The organism is Paenibacillus sp. cl141a (genome assembly GCF_900109305.1).
Classification (GTDB): domain Bacteria; phylum Bacillota; class Bacilli; order Paenibacillales; family Paenibacillaceae; genus Paenibacillus_AQ; species Paenibacillus_AQ lautus_A.
The window spans coordinates 199,716-217,594 of the sequence record NZ_FNZO01000013.1 but is presented as its reverse complement, the minus strand read 5'-3'; the positions used below and the strand labels follow the sequence as shown (position 1 = coordinate 217,594).

The window sequence follows — 17,879 nt, the reverse complement described above, 5'->3', positions numbered from 1 at the left end:
CGTTTGGTGGCGATGGCGGAAGGGTTCCACGCGTTCCCATACCGAACACGACCGTTAAGCCTTCCAGCGCCGATGGTACTTGGACCGAAGGGTCCCGGGAGAGTAGGACGTCGCCAAGCGGTACATATTCCCTGATAGCTCAGTTGGTAGAGCACTCGACTGTTAATCGAGTTGTCACAGGTTCGAGTCCTGTTCGGGGAGCCACTTGCTTCCATAGCTCAGTAGGTAGAGTGCATCCATGGTAAGGATGAGGTCACCGGTTCGATCCCGGTTGGAAGCTCCAGATTGCTTTTGGTTTGGACATGCATCATGAAAACATGGCCCGTTGGTCAAGGGGTTAAGACACCTCCCTTTCACGGAGGTAACAGGGGTTCGAATCCCCTACGGGTCACCACTTTCTTTCATGCATCAGAGGATGAGAATCCCATGAGTTTATACGGAGGCTTAGCTCAGCTGGGAGAGCATCTGCCTTACAAGCAGAGGGTCGGGGGTTCGATCCCCTCAGCCTCCACCATTTCATGCATGATTCTAACGAGAATCGGCAAGATAGAAGTAACTCAACGTTTTTGGGGATTAGCCAAGCGGTAAGGCAACGGACTTTGACTCCGTCATGCATAGGTTCGAATCCTATATCCCCAGCCACTTTACTTCAAAAGTAAAGATTCGCTTAAAGGTGATTCCGAGTATTTTCGGTTGACCTGAAATGCGAGCCATTAGCTCAGTTGGTAGAGCACCTGACTTTTAATCAGGGTGTCGAAGGTTCGAGTCCTTCATGGCTCACCATTGTTTCATCTTGTGCGCGTGTGGCGGAATTGGCAGACGCACTAGACTTAGGATCTAGCGTCTTTGACGTGGGGGTTCAAGTCCCTCCACGCGCACCATAAATGCGGACGTGGCTCAGCGGTAGAGCATCGCCTTGCCAAGGCGAGGGTCGCGGGTTCGATTCCCGTCGTCCGCTCCATTTGCGCCCTTAGCTCAGCTGGATAGAGCGTTTGACTACGAATCAAAAGGTCGGGAGTTCGAATCTCTCAGGGCGTGCCATTTTTATAAAAAAGATAATATCGGGATGTAGCTCAGCTTGGTAGAGCACCTGGTTTGGGACCAGGGGGTCGCATGTTCAAATCGTGTCATCCCGATTTGCTTAAGAATTGAGGCCCGGCAAAAGTAACCGGAATATGCTTTGAAGCATAGCGTGACTTTTGTGGGTTGATATGCGGGTGTAGTTCAATGGTAGAACTCCAGCCTTCCAAGCTGGTAGCGTGGGTTCGATTCCCATCACCCGCTCCATACATAAGCAGGACATCACCGTGTGTGATGTTTTTTTTACATATTCATACGACTATCCTGCGAAGTGTTAATGCAATAAAGAATGCTGTCGTATCAACGGTTTATAGGACTAATGTCCGTGGGCTAAGGGTATAACATGATCATGAGTTTTGTCGATTTGGCTAATTTTTTCGCCTGAAAAATGCAGATTTTCATTCGCTTTTATTGTATGATGTTAGGAAGGCGTTACGTCCTATAAATAAACTGCTGAAACGGGTTGAGATGGGAGGAATAGCATGACTGAACTTACAGTAACCGCAAAAAGCAATTCCAACAATCTGCTGCGGCGAGATGTACGGTTCCTTGGCAATATTCTTGGAGAAGTTCTTGTCCATCAAGGAGGCAATGAGCTTTTAGATATAGTTGAGAAAATTCGCGAAACGAGTAAATCGTTGCGATCCGTATTCCTGCCAGAATTGTTTGCAGATTTCAAAAGGATCATCAGCACGCTGGAACCCGACATTCGCCATCAGGTGATTCGCGCGTTTGCCATTTACTTTCAATTGGTTAACATCGCCGAACAGAATCATCGCATACGGCGTAAACGCGATTACGAGCGTTCCGCCGGGGAAAGTGTTCAACCAGGTTCCATCGAAAGTGCAGTCCAGGATTTGAAAGAGCGCAATATTACGTTTGAAGAAGTTCAAGAAATTCTCGAAAGTCTATCCCTTGAGCTGGTGATGACCGCTCATCCAACAGAAGCGATGCGTCGGGCTATTCTGGATATCCATAAACGGATAGCGGACGATGTGATGCAGCTGGACAATCCGACACTGACATTCCGCGAACGGGAGCAGCTTCGGGAGAAACTACTGAATGAAGTGATTACGCTATGGCAAACCGATGAGCTTCGTGACCGTAAACCTACTGTTTTGGATGAAGTCAGAAACGGTATGTATTATTTTCACGAAACCCTGTTTCACATTCTGCCAGAGGTTTATCAAGAACTGGAGCGCTGCCTAACTAAATATTATCCGGGTCACCATTGGCACGTTCCAACCTATTTGCGTTTCGGTTCGTGGATCGGTGGCGATCGGGACGGAAATCCTTCAGTGACGGCGGACGTAACATGGAGAACGCTTGAAATGCAGCGGAAGCTGGCGATTCGTGAATATCAACGGATTTTGCGTGAATTCATGAAATACCTGAGCTTCAGCTCGTCAATCGTTAACGTTTCGGATGAATTACTTCAATCCATTGAAAAAGACCGCGAAAATGTAACACTGAAGAAGATGGAAATTTGGCACAATGAGAAAGAGCCTTATCGTGTAAAACTGGTATATATGCTGGCTAAAATGAGTCATATTCTGGATGAGAACATGACAGGCGGCGAGCGTTATCAGACCCCTGAGGAATTCATCGAGGATTTGAATATCATTGATCGAAGCCTGCGTTTCCATTTTGCTGACTATGTTGCAGACACCTATATTCAAAAGCTGATTCGCCAGGCGGAGTTGTTTGGTTTCCATACCGCAACGCTGGATATCAGACAGCATAGCCAAGAGCATGAGAATGCCATGGCCGAAATTCTGCGAAAAATGAACGTGACGCAGGACTACGCCCAATTGAGCGAAGACGAGAAGATCGAACTGCTCAATAACTTGCTTAATGATCCGCGTCCATTGACTACGCCTTATCAAGAGTATAGCGACAGCACCGAGGAATGCCTCGAAGTATACCGTACCGTATTCCGTGCGCAGCAGGAATTCGGCGTGAAATGCATCTCCAGTTATTTGATCAGTATGGCCGAAGGCGCAAGCGACATTCTGGAAGTGATGGTATTTGCCAAAGAGGTCGGGCTGTTCCGGAAGGATAACGACGGTTCCGTAATCGCTACGCTGCAGGCAGCGCCATTATTCGAGACGATAGACGATCTTCATGCCGCGCCGGAAATCATGCGTAAGCTCTTCAGCCTGCCGATCTACCGTGAAGCGGTGAGCGCCATGAACGAACTGCAGGAGATCATGCTGGGCTACTCTGACAGCAACAAGGACGGCGGTGCCATTACGGCGAACTGGGAGCTCCAGGTCGCACTCAAAGAGATTACGGCCGTAGCCAATGACTACGGCATCAAGGTAAAATACTTCCATGGACGCGGCGGATCGCTCGGACGCGGCGGTATGCCTCTGAACCGCAGCATTTTGGCTCAGCCGGCATCGACCATTGCAGGCGGCATCAAAATCACGGAGCAGGGTGAGGTTATTTCGTCCCGTTACTCCTTGAAGGGCATTGCCTACCGGAGTTTGGATCAGGCAACCTCAGCATTGATCACGGCTTCCCTGAATGCCCGTTACCCTGAAAAAGAATCGACCGAAAAAGAGTGGGAAGTGATTTCCTCCAGCATTTCGGCCGTTTCTCAGAAAAAATATCAGGATCTGATATTCCGCGATCCGGATTTCCTTACTTTCTTCAAGGAATCCACGCCGCTTCCTGAAGTGGGCGAGCTGAATATTGGTTCCCGACCTTCCAAGCGCAAGAACAGTGACCGTTTCGAGGACCTGAGAGCCATTCCTTGGGTGTTTGCATGGACGCAGAGCCGTTACCTGCTTCCGGCATGGTACGCGGCTGGTACGGGCTTACAAAGCTTCTACCAAGGCAAGGAAGAGAATATGAAGGTGCTTCAGAAGATGTACACGAGCTATCCGTTCTTTACGTCCCTGATCGATACCCTTCAGATGGCACTTGCGAAGGCAGATCTGATCATCGCCAAGGAGTATTCCTTGATGACGAAGGATGATCAAGCACGCGAGCGCATCTTCGGTCTGATTCAGGAAGAATTCAAATTGACGAAAGAGCTGGTTCTTAAGATTACAGGACAACAGGATATTCTGGATAACCAGCCGGTTCTGCAGGAATCGATAAGACTCCGCAACCCATACGTGGATCCGCTCAGTTATTTGCAGGTTCAACTGCTTAACGAGCTGCGTGAACTAAGGGAGCAGGAGCAGGATAATCCGGATCTGCTTCGGGAAGTACTGCTGACCATCAACGGCATTGCCGCCGGGCTTCGCAATACAGGCTGATCCTTGCAGAAGCTAAAACTGTTTGAAAGGGATAGTATTAGGCGAGGTTCCCTAGAGGGACCTCGTTTTTTTATCTATGCGCAGCTTGCGTCCTAATGATTAAAGTATCGGCTGCAGGTGAATTGTCTTTGATACACGAATGGGATTCTTTTTGAATTATTGTTGATTTTTAGAAACAGTTGAATTACGATTTGAATGATGCGTTTTTAAACGTTACCCATCAGACCATTCTGGGGGAATTATGGTGGACAATTTGGATGTAAGACTGGCAAAGCTGGCCCGAAAAGGGGACCAAAGGGCATTTGCCGAAATCGTAGAGCTTTATAAAGACAAGATTTTTCATTTGGCTTACCGGATGCTGAGCAACCGCCATGAGGCCGAGGATGTCGTACAAGAGACTTTTTTGCGTGTTTACAAGAACCTTGACCGATATGACGAGAACCAGAAGTTCTCAACTTGGATATACCGAATTGGCACGAATCTTAGCATTGATCGGCTGCGCAAGCGCAAGCCTTCTTTCTCGTTGGACGCCGACCTGAACGAAAGCGAAGGGATGGACGGCTACTCCCTGATCCCAAGCGATAACCGTACGCCTGAGAGCGAGATGCTGCTATCGGAAACGCAGCGCATTATCCATCAGGCTATTGACGGACTTCCTGCCAAGTACAAGACCATTATGATTTTAAGGTACATCCAGGATTTATCCCTGCAAGAGATCAGCGAGATTTTGGACCTGCCTGTAACAACGATCAAAACGCGTGTACATCGTGGACGCGAATTTTTGAGAAAAAAATTAGAGTACAAATTGTGAGGAAAAAAACGCCTATCGCCGTTCTTTGAGGAAGAGAGACCGCGTTTAAAGGCGCTTTTTTCTTGCGGAAATCAGAAAGTCAGTGCCCGTCATTTTTTTCTGATTTTCTTTTAAAAAAGTTGAAACATCCCCGATTCCGGCACGTATGAACAATAAGCAAGTCTTATGCCCCTAGGGGGGATAGACCCAGCAAAGAGATTGAATGAAAGGATTGGCTCACAAATGGATTGCAAATTAGCCGTCTCTTTGATGCATGATTATCTGGATAATGACTTGTCCGACCCGCAGCAGCTAGAATTGCAGAAGCATTTGCTGGATTGTGCTGACTGTCGGAATTACTTCGAGAAGCTGGAGCATACCGATATGCTTCTTTTTTCCTTAACTCATCATGCGACCAAGCCATCCGATGATTTAACGGAACGTATAATGGGCATGCTGCCGCAGCCCAAGAAACAAAAAGCTTGGGTCAAATGGGTTAAGAATCATCCTGCGCTCACGGCTGTAGCTTTGTTTTTGGTCGTCATGCTCTTTAGCACGATCAGTTTCTGGAGTCAGGACACTCAGCTGGTTGTAAAGAGCGATGAATTCGAAAAGCTGGTGATTGAAGGGGATACGGTCATTATTCCACCGGATCAGATCATCACGGGAGATATTACGGTCGAGAACGGAAAGACTAAGGTTTACGGTCAGGTTAATGGCAATGTGACCGTTATCGACGGAGAATTATTTCAGGCTTCCACCGCGCATATAGCGGGTCAAGTGAAGGATATAGATAGAGCCATGGATTGGATATGGTATAAGATCTCCACTCTGTTTACAGATGCCGCTTACCGCTAGGTGAAAACCGCAATTACGAAGCAAAGGCGCCTCTTTTCAGTGAAAAGACGGCGCTTCTTTTGTTGATTTTATGCGGATTTGCATGGAAAGCGGAGGGAGTCCGCTTGCATCGGAAAGATTAACGTTATAACCTAGAGAGTGTAGAGTACATACTACATATATAGTCTCATGCGTTATTAAAGAGGATGTTCAAGAATCTCCGCGTGATTAGAAGGATGATGGAAAGCAGGCCCGGTTTCAAACCAGGGCGTTCATCTTCGAAGGAACCGGATTTTTTGGGCCCGCACTTAAAGGAAATGACGGGGGTTGCTGTATGGTGGAGTATTTCACAGATATGACCTGGGGTGAATCCATTAAAGATATCATCGATATCCTTATCGTTACTTATATAATATACCAGATGATTCTGCTCGTCCGCGGCACGCGGGCGGTCCAGCTGCTCAAAGGAATTTTGGTGCTGGTGGTCATCTGGGCGCTGAGCACCTGGTTTGATCTGTATACGCTCAAGTGGCTGATGAACCAGATCTTTACCTTTGGGGTGCTGGCGATCTTTATTATCTTCCAGCCTGAGCTCAGACGTGGTTTGGAGCAGCTCGGCCGAGGCAAGCTGTTCGGGCGGACAGCGGATATTGACGAGGAAACGAATAAGTTAATCAGCGAAACCATTAAGGCGGTTAATTATTTGTCGCGGCGCAAAATCGGGGCACTGATCGTGTTTGAGCGGACGACAGGCCTGAATGAATACGTAGAATCGGGAATTCCGATGGGATCGGTGATCAGCTCGGAATTGTTCATCAACATTTTTATACCGAATACGCCTCTCCATGACGGAGCCGTCATTATTCAGAACGGCCAAATCGCGGCCGCAGGCTGTTATTTACCGCTATCGGAGAATCCTTTCATCAGTAAGGAACTGGGGACGCGGCACCGTGCCGCTATCGGAATCAGTGAAGTAGGGGATGCGATTTCGGTTGTCGTATCCGAGGAGACTGGGCAAGTATCGCTGGCCTTAAATGGACAAGTGGTTCGGGATATTAAGGAAGAGTCTCTGATATCGAAATTGTATGAGGAGCTCAGACCTGCCGCGTCCATCAAGGAGAAACGCACGTTCTTCTGGAAACGGAAGGGGGACGGCAGCAATGGATAAATGGATCAAGAACAACACGGCAAGCAAGCTCATCGCACTCGCTGTCAGCATTCTGTTATGGGCAATGGTTCATATGGACAGCGGTACGCCCGCACCGCCCACGACCTTTTATGATACCAAGATCATTGAAGGCGTTAAGATTCAAACCTATGGATTTGATGACGGCGAATATGTGTTAACCGGCATTGATCAAGATCGCGTGAATCTCGAGGTGCGGGGGAAGAAATCCAATATTTCGCTTTTGACCGACGAATATAAAGTAAAACTTGATCTGAGCAACGTCAAAGAACCGGGTACGCACACACTTCCCCTGACCTACTCCATCCCAAGCGGCGTGGAGATGGTATCGATGGAACCATCCGTTGTTACGGTGACCGTAGAGCCGAGAGTGTCGAAATCCGTGACGGTAAGTATTGGAACGAAGGGCGAGCCTGCTAAAGATTACCGGGCCGGAACGCCCGTGCTGATTGACCCAAGGCAAGTCACGGTTACCCTGCCGGAATCGTCGATGGCAAATTTAGGGCAGGTCAAAGGTAACGTGGAGCTTGATGGAGCCAAAGAGAAGATTACGGAGAAACGAGTCAAGCTAACAGCATATGATAAAGAAGGCGCCGAAATGGAGGATGCGGTCATTGAGCCCGCTACGGTAGCGGTTGAAGTACCGATTGAGCCTGCATTTGTCACGCTGCCGCTAGAGCTTCAGTATACCGGAAGGCTGCCGGAAGGGTTTGTCTTATCCAAGGTAGAACAGAAGGTCAAAGAAGTGAAGCTGTTCGGCAGTAATGAGGCACTGGCAGGAGCTGAGACCTATATCGAAGCCGCTATCAATCTGGGAGAAGTTAGAAATTCAGGAACAACAGTGCTTACGGCCGACTTGACGCCGCCTGAAGGTTTTGAGAAAATCGAGCCGAGCTCTGTAACGGTTGAAGTTACGGCTGTATCGCATGGTGAACGGGTAATTACCGGCATTCCGATCACGTTAAATGGAGTCCCCTCCGGCCTGGATGCCATCATTACGGATCCAAAGACGAAGACGATCTCTTTGACGCTCACCGGTGCGCCTGACTTGCTCAATAGTCTGGAGCCGACGGATATTGGAGCTGAAGCGAACGTGACCGGCTTGAAAGCCGGCGTCCATGAAGTTCCGCTGCAGATTACGCTGCCTAATTTCATCAACCGCACGGATCAGGATCGCCCTGTGATTAAGATAGAGCTCAAGGATAATTCGAAACCCGTGACAACGAACCCGGGTACCTCGAACAACGAGGGAACCGACAAAGACAAGCCTGATGTACCGGGAACCGGCACTGGAACAGGGACAGGCCATGATCAAGGGGAGGATCCGGAGACGCCTCCCGCGAATGAGGGCACGGATAACTCCGGGTCAGGAGAAAACCCATCACATCCGCCGGGAGACGGATCAAGCGATGGAACAACGGGTACAGAAACATCGAATGATGGATAATATCGAAGAGTAGATAAAGGAGTATATAAAACATGGGGAAATATTTTGGTACAGATGGAGTAAGAGGGGTTGCGAATCAAGAATTGACGGCGGAAATGGCTTACAGCATCGGCCGCTGCGGCGGCTATGTGCTTACGGGCGATAAAGAGAAGCCAACCGTTATCATCGGGATGGATACCCGGGTATCCGGCGCAATGCTGGAGTCGGCTCTGGTTGCAGGTCTGCTGTCCATTGGCGCACACGTCATTCGCCTTGGTGTCGTAAGTACGCCGGCGGTGGCTTATATTACAAGACTATTGAACGCTGATGCGGGCGTTATGATCTCGGCTTCGCATAACCCGGTGCAGGATAACGGCATCAAGTTCTTCGGTGGCGACGGCTTCAAGCTGTCGGATGAAACCGAGCTCAAGATTGAAGAGCTGATGGATGCGGAAACCGACAATCTGCCGCGGCCGATCGGGGCTGATTTGGGTGAATTGCTGGTAGATAACGAATCCAAGTATAAATACCTGGAATATTTGAAAACGACGATCAGCAACCGGTTCGACGGCCTGAAAATCGTGCTGGACTGTGCAAACGGGGCTGCATATGAGCTCGCTCCGAAGCTGTTCCGTGAATTGGGTGCGGATGTGATCACCATCGGCGCTGAGCCGAATGGACTGAATATCAATGATCATTGCGGATCGACTCACCCAGAGAAACTCGTTGAGGCTGTACTCCAGCATGGCGCTGACCTCGGACTGGCTTTTGACGGAGATGCGGATCGCCTGATTGCCATCGATGCAAAAGGCGAGGAAGTGGACGGCGATTTCATCCTGTGCATTTGCGGGGATGCCATGAACCGTGCCGGCAAGCTGAAGGAAGGTACGATTGTTTCGACCGTGATGAGCAACATCGGTTTCTATAAAGCATGCGACAGCCTGAAGCTGAAGACGGCAAAAACGGCAGTCGGCGACCGCTACGTCATGGAAGAAATGCGCCGCGGCGGATACAACCTGGGTGGCGAGCAGTCGGGACATGTCATTTTCCTGGACCACAACACCACAGGAGACGGCATTCTGACCGGGATTCAATTGGTGGATACGCTGGTAGCCTCCGGCAAGCCGCTGCATGAGCTGAAGAGTAGCATGCGCAAGTATCCGCAAGTACTCGTTAATGTCCGCGTTGGCGATAAGAGCAAGTACCAAGGTAATACCGTTATCGAGTCTGCGATTGCTGAAGTTGAAGGCATTCTAGGGGATAACGGCCGTGTCCTGGTGCGCCCATCGGGAACGGAATCCCTCATTCGCGTCATGGCGGAAGGCCCGGACAAAGATGAGCTTGACCGTTATGTAACACAGATTGCAGACGTGGTGAAGCGGGAATTGGCATAAGACTAAGGGTGTATTTTTCAAGGAAAGCAGACTAATTTCTGTCAGGGCCAGTGAACTATGAAGTTTCGGTTCACTGGCCCGCTGTTTTCCAGAATGCCGGTCGAATGAAAGCGCAACACCCCCTGTCCTGCCTGCAAAGAGGTACTTGTTCGGCATCGCTTGCGAAAATAGGTCAATCGGTGTCATTCATGGGGTTCATTCAAGGTAGGGCTTGGCATTGTCAGGAACCAGCCGAGTTGCCAAAGTGATAGGGCATGAATATAATAAAGGATGTCATTCAAGAATAGAAAGCGAGGATCGTGAGGTTACTTCAAGCTTCATAAGCGCCAGAGCTTGTACCTGCGCGGGGAATTGGTTATAGCCATGCTAAGGATAACCAAACGGCAGAACGCAAGTTGACGAGGTAGAGGTGTTCGGATTATTCGGCGGGGACCTCTCGGTTATGCATCAACCGTAAGCGGATAACGGAAAAGGAATGGGCGACCGTTCTTACAACGTATTCGCAGATGCTTATTCATCACTTGTATACAAAACATGAATGTGCGATCTAGAATTCGACAGCGCGGTGGAAGAAGAGTGCATTCATGTCTATTCAACTAAACAGCCTAACGAATTGCTGAGTTTCTTGAACGTTGATAATTGAATAGATCATTCTTCTTTCCTGATGCCGCACAGATGCTGCCGTGTTCTATTTCCGCCTAACTATTATAGGGAAATCGAACGGAGGAATCATAATATGTGTGGTATTGTCGGATATATTGGAAATCAGAAAACGCAAGCGGTGTTGATCGAGGGATTGAGAAAGCTTGAGTATCGCGGATACGATTCAGCAGGGATTGCCGTCTTTACGAATGAAGGCCTGCGCGTTGCGAAGGCACAAGGACGTCTTGCCAATCTGGAGGAGCGACTGGAGTCTGCACCACTGGTAGGGACCGCAGGTATCGGTCATACCCGCTGGGCAACCCATGGCCGTCCATCGGACGTGAATTCGCATCCGCATACGGACGAAAGCCAGAAGTTCTCCGTTGTTCATAACGGGATCGTTGAGAACTATCTAGAACTGAAGGAAGAGCTGATCAGTCAAGGACACCAGTTTGCTTCGGAGACCGATACGGAAGTTATTTCCCATCTCATTGCCCGCGAATATGACGGAGATATCGTTAAGGCTGTGCAGAAGTCGATCTCTTACATGAGAGGCGCATTTGCCCTTGGCGTATTGACCGAGTATGAGCCGGATCGATTGGTGGCTGTGCGTCAAGCAAGCCCGCTTATTATCGGTCTTGGCGAAGGAGAGAACTTCATCGGTTCTGATATTCCGGCTATTTTGAAATATACGCGTAACGTTTATATTCTCAACGATGGAGAGATGGCTTTGCTGACGGCAGATGCTGTCGAATTAATGACCATTGAGGGGAACTTTATTTCTCGGGAAATGATTCGTGTCGACTGGGATGCCGTTACAGCGGAAAAAGGCGGATTCGATCACTTCATGCTGAAGGAGATCCACGAGCAGCCAAAAGCATACCGGGATACGATGCTGGGCCGTGTGGATGAGAGCGGACGTAAAGTCGTTCTGCCTGAGCTGAAGCTGACACAGGAACAGATCAAGAACATTCGCAATGTTCAGATCGTCGCCTGCGGTACGGCTTACCATGCCGGGCTGGTGGGACGCAGCGTGATCGAAGAGATGGTGCGCATTCCGGTCGAAAATGACGTGGCGTCCGAGTACCGTTACCGCTCGCCGATCGTCACGCCGGAGACCCTTGTCATCGTTGTGAGCCAATCCGGCGAGACGGCAGATACCTTGGCTGCGCTTCGTGAAGCGCAAAGCCATGGCGCTCATGTCCTGGCCATCACGAACGTGGTAGGCAGCTCGATTGCCCGAGAAGCCAACGATGTGCTTGGCACCCTAGCTGGTCCGGAGATTGCCGTAGCTTCCACGAAGGCGTACACCTCGCAGTTGATCGCGTTCTATCTGTTTGGTCTGTACCTGGCTCAAGTGCGCGGAACGATGACAGAAGACGCCGTTGCTGAAGTGATTGCAGCGATGGAAGCACTGCCTGAACAGGTAGAGTCCATGCTGACCAACGCGGAATCGATCAAGGGATATGCCGAGCAGATTGCTGAGCATGAGAACCTGTTCTTCATTGGCCGCGGCCAAGACTACGCCGTGGCTCAGGAAGGCTCCCTCAAGCTGAAGGAGATCTCTTACATTCACTCCGAGGCTTATGCTGCCGGCGAACTAAAGCATGGTACGCTTGCCCTGATTGAAGAGGGAATTCCGGTCATTGCCTTGGCAACCCAAGAAACCGTACTTGAAAAAACGGTAAGCAATATCAAGGAAGTGAAGGCCCGCGGCGCGGAAGTGATGGCCATTACACATGAAGAGCATGTCGCCGGCCTGCTGAAATCCGTGGATCAAGCCTTCGCCATTCCGAAGACCTTGCCGATCTTAACGGCAGCCTTGTCTGTCGTACCGCTGCAACTGCTTGCCTACTACGCATCGCTTGCCCGTGGGAACGACGTGGATAAGCCGCGCAACCTCGCGAAGAGCGTGACGGTGGAGTAAGGCAGGAGCGGGCAATTAAGATCTGCTCTAGTTGTTCTGTTAATGAAAGTTAGGATTCATCTCGCTTGAATTTATTAATGAAAAGGCTTCGCCCCTGGTGATTAGGGGCGAAGCCTTTTGTCATGTTTAGAAGGATTCAAGATATTAAAGTGATTAAAGATTCAATAACTTACTCGATCGATTCCACCTGAATGACTGGCACCTTCGTGATCTGACCGGATGCGGCGCTTTCGCTGCTTCCGCTATGGTCTTGTTGAACATCATCCGGATTGATCTCCTCGGAAGTGACGGGATCGCTTGGATTCTCAGTTTCATCCAGATGATCTCCCTCAACTTGTCTGGTCTCCGGCTCGGCAGGGTCCGGAGACGCAGGCGGTTGGCTGCTTACCGGGATCTCGAGCTGCTGATACTTGCCATGGAACGTTCCGATTAGCGTCGTGCTCCCCGCAGGGAAATCCAAGTCTCCCTTTAAGACGATATAGTATCCATCACGTTCGGCAATGACTTCGCCATAGCCGCCTTGCGGGATATGGACAGAGAAGCGTACTTTCTCATTAGGATAACCCTCGATATTAGCGATATCGATGTCGGTATATTGAACCTGATACCCAGTGAATCCGTATTGGTCTCCTTGACGCTCAAAGATGGCGATCTCGTCCGGACTGACTCCTTCCAAATTCGTGACCAGCAAAGATTTGTCCGGCAGCACCTGGTAGCCTTCGGCCGTAAATTGGAACAGCGGCGTTAGATTAGAATCTCTGGCTTCATAGGCTGAATAGAATACCAAGTCAGTTCCCGCAGAGCCCTCCACAAGGATGACCGGATTCTTCTCGGTGCTAAGCGATTCCTCGACTGAAACCTCATGGATCGCGACATCGGACAGGTAATCGTGGTTTTGGAATAATTGCACCGTTTCATCGGCATTCAAGACCGCTAAGTAGATGATGCTCCCCTCGTCGACCCCTATGGCATAGGCCAATCCTCCGAAACGATTGCCGCCTCCGCTGACATAGCTGAAGCTGCCTTTCAGACCGGCCATGTGGAACAAACGAATCGGATCGTGGATCGTCCAGGCCAATTCGGCAGCTTGCCGTTTACCGCTCATATCCTGGTACCCCGACAAGGCCGCATAGAGTGCGACCGCTTCCTCGTAGTTCTGGCTCTGTACCATCGCATCGGCCGCTGCGACCCAGCGGTTGATCTCATTCTGAATATACGCCATGATCTCCGCGTTCTTCCGCTCGTTCCGTTCCAGGAACTTTCTGTAGCCTGAGGCGTGAGCTGCAAAAACGGCCGGTTGTTCCCGCTGCACATCCCTTTGCAGCATGGCATACACAAGTTCATCGGTCTTGCCGTTCAACCAGGCAGCCGATATCGACCGGCTGGCATACTCGGAACCCATGGATTGCGACCAATTCAACAGGTCGGCATACTGCCCGGCCCCTGCCAGGCGGGTCAAAACCATCTCGTCGTATCGCTGGAACAGGCGGAGCAGCTTCTCATCCTTCTGTTTCTCGCTGCCGTAGAAGGAATCCGGAATGCGAAGCAGATTCCATTTAAAGCTGTTATCCTCGTACTGCTGCTCTTCAAGCAGCTCGTCGGCCCTGCGCGTAAACAAATTGATGAACTGCAGGAATGTCCGTTTCACATCATCGGGTATGCCATAGTACGCCGCAATTTCGTCGTAATACGAGGCGTGGGAACCCTGTTGTTCCGAGAATTTCTTCTCCGCCTCAAGCAGTTCGGCATATACGTTCATGAAGCCAGAGAAATCGCCGGCCTCCCCGACCTGGCTCAATCGATGATCAAGAGAGGAGAGACTTTCCTTCATGGACGTAATGGGCGCAAGCTCTTGCAGCCTTGAAGCAAGCAGATCTTCTTTATATAGAAGGGAACGGTTATTACGGGCCTTCTGATACCACTCTTCTGCCTGAACGAGCTTTTTCTGGGCATACAACGACTCGGCTTGCGCCATCGCCTCGATTTTTTGATAGATGTGAATTCCCTTATACCCGATCAGCAGCAGAAGGACGATACATAAAAAAAGATACAAATTTCGCAGGGTTAGCGTGTTTTTCATCGTCATAACGGTATAGCCCCTCTAATCCCATTTTTGAAAATCAGGGTCCGAGCGGTAATGTTCATTATAAATCGCCGATACCCGATCCCGAAGGCCGTTCCACGACAAGCCGGGATTGCGGCGCACGATCTGATACAAGCGGAGGAAGCGGTATCTTGGCAATCCATCCGCATAGCGGCTAATGAAATCCGGAAACGTATCGATATATTTTTTCTTCCGCACCGCTGCTCCGGCAGCGTCGATCATAATCTGCCTGCCATGCTCCATCCGTAAAATGTCAGCTTCATGATCGAGCAGGTACCGAATGGCTTTGCTGTTGATCAGCTCGCGTTTAATTTTGGCGATTTCCCCGATATAGGCGGCCAGGTCTGGATCAAACTCGTCCAGAAGCAGGGGCTCGAGTTCAAGATCCATATCCTTGCGGAGGCTGAAGCTTTGCAGAAGGACGATCTGCTGCAGGCGGATCCGGTCATTCCGAACCAAGGAAGCAATTTCCCTGACGATCTCAAAGCCAAGCTGAGCATCTTCCTTGATGGCGGCAGAGGCCGTCGCTTTGTTCAGATCGAGGCCATCCAGAATCTGTTCTCGATGACTTCTTATTAGCTTGTCCAGAGCGTGCAGGGTCTCGGAATCCAGCATTCGCCGCTGGATCAGCCATAACCATACAAGCAGGATCAGCATGCAGGCAAAGGCGATCGCGATCTGCAAGAAGGTCTGACCGAGAAGCACGGCGGAGAGTCCTATAATGTAGAAAAGAAGCCGGTCGCTCTGCACGGAACGTTTGGCCATACCTTCTGCAAATTCCATAACGGGGACCAGGGACTGGCGTTTGCAGAAAGCGCAGCTGTCCTCCCAAAGAATCGTGAAATTGTGGCAATGTTTGCAAATCCTTAACTTTTGGTAGACATATCTCGTTTTAGTATAGGGGCGAAGTTGCACCGGCTTTTTCTTATCCATGCTGTTCCCTCTTGGAGTTGGCCGCTTCAAGCAGAGTCTGCTGCAGCTGCTCCGGCGTCGGGGCGTTCTTCTTACGCTTGGAATAGGCCGTGATCTTGATGATGACAAAAAGAAACAAAATCCCGAGACATCCGTATGTAATCATATGTCGGTTCCTTTCGGTATCGAAATTGGTTCAAAAATGGCGGGTGAGCCTTGTGTCCTAAGTCCGGGCGACACGACTGATGCTGTTGAACTTTGGCAGGTATAATTATATCATATGGACATAGTGCTGGGATATTTTAGTGACTGGCATGGTATTTTCTATATAAACATAGTAGAAATATGGATGTTTTCGATTATTATTTTAAGCTTCCTTTCATGTGATTTTAAGACTTATTGCCTACAGTTAGACTAGTCTCTGACGAACGAACCGAGACATCCGCCGATGCTCGATTAAATGAATGAAGGAGTAAATCTATGCAACGTAAAAATAAATGGCTGCTCTCTCTGATGGCAGCAGTGCTGCTGATCATGACTTGGAGCGGAGGGGCCTTGCCTAAGGCAGCGGCTGCCTCCCAAGGCTCCAACATCGATGCCGTACTGGTGATGGACGCCAGCAATTCGATGAAAAATAGCGATCCGGAACGGATTAGCGGCGAAGCGATGAAGATGTTCATCGACATGCTGGCGACAACCGGCGACAAGGTCGGCATCGTTTCCTATACTGACCGGATTCAGCGGGAGAAAGCCTTGCTTGAAATTCAGTCGGAGGCGGACAAAACCGCGCTGAAGGAATTTATCGATCAGCTGGATCGCGGACCGTACACCGATATGTCCGTCGGTCTCGATGAAGCCGTGAAGGTGCTGAAGCAGGGGATGGACCCTGCTCATGCGCCGATGATCGTTGTTTTGGCCGATGGTAACAATGATTTGGACCCGAATACGGGCAGGACGAGCAAGGAAGCGTCAGAGCAGTTGGACCAAGCCGTCAAGGAGGCCAAAGGAAGCGGTATTCCGATTTATACGATCGGACTCAATGCCGACGGGAAGCTGAACAAAGAAACGCTGGCTGAACTGGCTAACCAAACGGGGGGCAAATCCTTTACGACCAGTTCGGCGGATGACCTTCCGCAAATATTAAGCGAGATTTTTGCCAGCCACCAGCAGCTCAAGATCGTTCCGGTACAGTCGATTACCGGCAACGGAAGCTATCAGGAGGTTACGGTCCGCGTGCCGAATGCCAACGTATTGGAAGCGAATATTTCCATTATGTCCTCCAGCCCCGTGGACGTGAAGCTGGTAGATCCCGACGGTACTGAGCAGAGCATTCCTTCGGCTAGTGTGCTGCGCTCCACGTCCAACTCCTATTCGCTGCTCAAGCTGCTGAAGCCGCAGCAAGGCGACTGGAAGCTTCAGGTGAAAGGCGTATCGAAGGACAAAATCGACATCAACCTCGTGTTCAACTACGACCTGGAGCTGGCTATGGATCCTCCGCCGTCTTCCAAGGTAAAGGCCGGGGATACGATTGACATTAACGCATACCTCGTCAGCAATGGACAGAAGCTGCAGGACCAAGAACAGTACGGCAATATGACGGCGAAATTGTTGATCAAGGACCTGGACACCGGAGACGAGTCAGAGGTCGAACTAGAGAACAAAGAAGGCAGCTTTGTAGGGGATTACAAGATTCCGCAGAAGCATGACTACGAGCTGAGGGTGCGTGCGGAGGAGCAGAGCTTCTACCGTGAAAGCCCGCCTGTGAAGATAAGCGCGAAAGCGGCAGCCTCTGGTTCGGGTAATGGCGAGAAGGAGATGACAGCGGGCGAGGATGCGAAACCTTTTCCATTATGGCCCGTAATCATTGGCATCGCGGCGCTGCTCATTGTTGGAGCGGCAGCTTATTTCATTCTCGGCGCGATAAAGAAAGCGAACAAGGGCTTTGTCGGCCAAATTGTAATTGAGATCAGGGATGAGAACACCGGCGAGAAGACATCCCCGCAATACAAGAAGCTGACTTCGTTCAAAGGGAAGTTCAATCTCCATCAACTTCTCCAGCTTGCTCCGGAGCTGAAGGAAACCGAAAAGATCCTATTCATGCCGGGCAAGAACGACCGCATTATACTGAAGAACAATTCTTCAGCCGTGATTGAGAAATCCGGCCGCGCTCTGGATGTAGCGAACGGGACGGAGCTGAAGAACGGAGACCGGCTGAGAGTTTCCCTTCAGCAGGTGGACAAAACGATATTATTCGAATATTTGGCTTAAAGTGCGAGTTCAAAAAGGTCGATTTATCGAAAACGCACTTTTTG

At 50.1% G+C, this 17,879-nt stretch carries 11 protein-coding genes, 11 tRNA genes and 1 rRNA gene; 20 read left to right on the top strand and 3 right to left on the bottom strand.

The window, feature by feature from the left end:
- Window positions 1–2 precede the first annotated feature (2 nt).
- The 19 genes from rrf to glmS all read left to right on the top strand — a co-directional run bounded on the left by rrf (window position 3) and on the right by glmS (window position 12,551).
- Window positions 3–119: ribosomal RNA gene (rrf, locus tag BMX45_RS27155) — 5S ribosomal RNA — on the top strand.
- A gap of 9 nt (window positions 120–128) precedes the next feature.
- Window positions 129–204, top strand: a tRNA-Asn gene (locus BMX45_RS27150).
- 3 nt (window positions 205–207) lie between these two features.
- Window positions 208–283, top strand: a tRNA-Thr gene (locus BMX45_RS27145).
- 36 nt (window positions 284–319) lie between these two features.
- Window positions 320–394: transfer RNA gene (locus tag BMX45_RS27140), tRNA-Glu, on the top strand.
- A gap of 44 nt (window positions 395–438) precedes the next feature.
- A tRNA-Val gene (locus BMX45_RS27135) sits at window positions 439–514 on the top strand.
- A gap of 53 nt (window positions 515–567) precedes the next feature.
- Window positions 568–642 (top strand) — tRNA-Gln (locus BMX45_RS27130).
- 65 nt (window positions 643–707) lie between these two features.
- Window positions 708–783, top strand: a tRNA-Lys gene (locus tag BMX45_RS27125).
- Window positions 784–797: 14 nt separating this feature from the next.
- A tRNA-Leu gene (locus BMX45_RS27120) sits at window positions 798–881 on the top strand.
- Between the two features lie 5 nt (window positions 882–886).
- A tRNA-Gly gene (locus BMX45_RS27115) sits at window positions 887–961 on the top strand.
- A gap of 3 nt (window positions 962–964) precedes the next feature.
- A tRNA-Arg gene (locus tag BMX45_RS27110) sits at window positions 965–1,041 on the top strand.
- A 21-nt stretch (window positions 1,042–1,062) separates the two neighbouring features.
- A tRNA-Pro gene (locus tag BMX45_RS27105) sits at window positions 1,063–1,136 on the top strand.
- A gap of 77 nt (window positions 1,137–1,213) precedes the next feature.
- A tRNA-Gly gene (locus tag BMX45_RS27100) sits at window positions 1,214–1,287 on the top strand.
- Window positions 1,288–1,562: 275 nt separating this feature from the next.
- Window positions 1,563–4,349: a phosphoenolpyruvate carboxylase gene (gene ppc / locus BMX45_RS27095; protein ID WP_090913421.1), complete on the top strand. Its 2,787-nt coding sequence runs from the start codon at window positions 1,563–1,565 to the stop codon at window positions 4,347–4,349.
- A 241-nt stretch (window positions 4,350–4,590) separates the two neighbouring features.
- Entirely contained in the window at window positions 4,591–5,160 is a 570-nt protein-coding gene (gene sigW, locus BMX45_RS27090; RefSeq protein WP_009589526.1) for an RNA polymerase sigma factor SigW, read from the top strand.
- Between the two features lie 222 nt (window positions 5,161–5,382).
- Window positions 5,383–5,997 (top strand): zf-HC2 domain-containing protein, encoded by a 615-nt coding sequence (locus BMX45_RS27085; protein ID WP_090913419.1) that lies wholly within the window; start codon window positions 5,383–5,385, stop codon window positions 5,995–5,997.
- A 313-nt stretch (window positions 5,998–6,310) separates the two neighbouring features.
- Entirely contained in the window at window positions 6,311–7,144 is an 834-nt protein-coding gene (gene cdaA / locus BMX45_RS27080) for a diadenylate cyclase CdaA (protein ID WP_015737608.1), read from the top strand.
- A complete protein-coding gene (locus BMX45_RS27075) occupies window positions 7,137–8,609 on the top strand; it encodes a CdaR family protein (protein ID WP_090913417.1) in 1,473 nt (490 codons plus the stop codon). Before cdaA ends, BMX45_RS27075 begins: the two co-directional genes overlap by 8 nt.
- Before the next feature lie 32 nt (window positions 8,610–8,641).
- Window positions 8,642–9,982 (top strand): phosphoglucosamine mutase, encoded by a 1,341-nt coding sequence (gene glmM, locus BMX45_RS27070; protein ID WP_090913415.1) that lies wholly within the window; start codon window positions 8,642–8,644, stop codon window positions 9,980–9,982.
- Window positions 9,983–10,718: 736 nt separating this feature from the next.
- Complete coding sequence (glmS, locus tag BMX45_RS27065; RefSeq protein ID WP_090913413.1) at window positions 10,719–12,551, top strand: glutamine--fructose-6-phosphate transaminase (isomerizing); 1,833 nt, start codon at window positions 10,719–10,721, stop codon at window positions 12,549–12,551.
- Window positions 12,552–12,720: 169 nt separating this feature from the next.
- Here the strand turns inward: glmS and BMX45_RS27060 are convergent, their stop codons facing one another.
- The 3 genes from BMX45_RS27060 to BMX45_RS31480 all read right to left on the bottom strand — a co-directional run bounded on the left by BMX45_RS27060 (window position 12,721) and on the right by BMX45_RS31480 (window position 15,733).
- Window positions 12,721–14,637 carry a hypothetical protein gene (locus tag BMX45_RS27060; RefSeq protein ID WP_090913411.1) on the bottom strand — a complete coding sequence of 639 codons (1,917 nt, stop codon included), beginning with the start codon at window positions 14,635–14,637 and terminating at the stop codon, window positions 12,721–12,723.
- A 15-nt stretch (window positions 14,638–14,652) separates the two neighbouring features.
- Complete coding sequence (locus tag BMX45_RS27055) at window positions 14,653–15,438, bottom strand: hypothetical protein (protein ID WP_254778291.1); 786 nt, start codon at window positions 15,436–15,438, stop codon at window positions 14,653–14,655.
- Between the two features lie 142 nt (window positions 15,439–15,580).
- The gene (locus BMX45_RS31480; RefSeq protein WP_009589533.1) at window positions 15,581–15,733 is read right to left on the bottom strand and encodes a hypothetical protein; all 153 of its coding nucleotides are present in this window, start codon (window positions 15,731–15,733) and stop codon (window positions 15,581–15,583) included.
- Between the two features lie 314 nt (window positions 15,734–16,047).
- Here BMX45_RS31480 and BMX45_RS27050 point away from each other — a divergent pair, with 314 nt between their 5' ends.
- Window positions 16,048–17,835: a vWA domain-containing protein gene (locus BMX45_RS27050; protein WP_090913407.1), complete on the top strand. Its 1,788-nt coding sequence runs from the start codon at window positions 16,048–16,050 to the stop codon at window positions 17,833–17,835.
- The last annotated feature ends 44 nt before the right edge of the window (window positions 17,836–17,879 follow it).

What these genes read in the sequence shown, in the direction of transcription:
- ppc (WP_090913421.1), top strand. Translation starts at nt 1,563, where the DNA reads ATGACTGAACTTACAGTAACCGCAAAAAGCAATTCCAACAATCTGCTG.
- sigW (WP_009589526.1), top strand. Translation starts at nt 4,591, where the DNA reads ATGGTGGACAATTTGGATGTAAGACTGGCAAAGCTGGCCCGAAAAGGG.
- BMX45_RS27085 (WP_090913419.1), top strand. Translation starts at nt 5,383, where the DNA reads ATGGATTGCAAATTAGCCGTCTCTTTGATGCATGATTATCTGGATAAT.
- cdaA (WP_015737608.1), top strand. Translation starts at nt 6,311, where the DNA reads ATGGTGGAGTATTTCACAGATATGACCTGGGGTGAATCCATTAAAGAT.
- BMX45_RS27075 (WP_090913417.1), top strand. Translation starts at nt 7,137, where the DNA reads ATGGATAAATGGATCAAGAACAACACGGCAAGCAAGCTCATCGCACTC.
- glmM (WP_090913415.1), top strand. Translation starts at nt 8,642, where the DNA reads ATGGGGAAATATTTTGGTACAGATGGAGTAAGAGGGGTTGCGAATCAA.
- glmS (WP_090913413.1), top strand. Translation starts at nt 10,719, where the DNA reads ATGTGTGGTATTGTCGGATATATTGGAAATCAGAAAACGCAAGCGGTG.
- BMX45_RS27060 (WP_090913411.1), bottom strand. Translation starts at nt 14,637, where the DNA reads ATGACGATGAAAAACACGCTAACCCTGCGAAATTTGTATCTTTTTTTA.
- BMX45_RS27055 (WP_254778291.1), bottom strand. Translation starts at nt 15,438, where the DNA reads ATGGAATTTGCAGAAGGTATGGCCAAACGTTCCGTGCAGAGCGACCGG.
- BMX45_RS31480 (WP_009589533.1), bottom strand. Translation starts at nt 15,733, where the DNA reads ATGATTACATACGGATGTCTCGGGATTTTGTTTCTTTTTGTCATCATC.
- BMX45_RS27050 (WP_090913407.1), top strand. Translation starts at nt 16,048, where the DNA reads ATGCAACGTAAAAATAAATGGCTGCTCTCTCTGATGGCAGCAGTGCTG.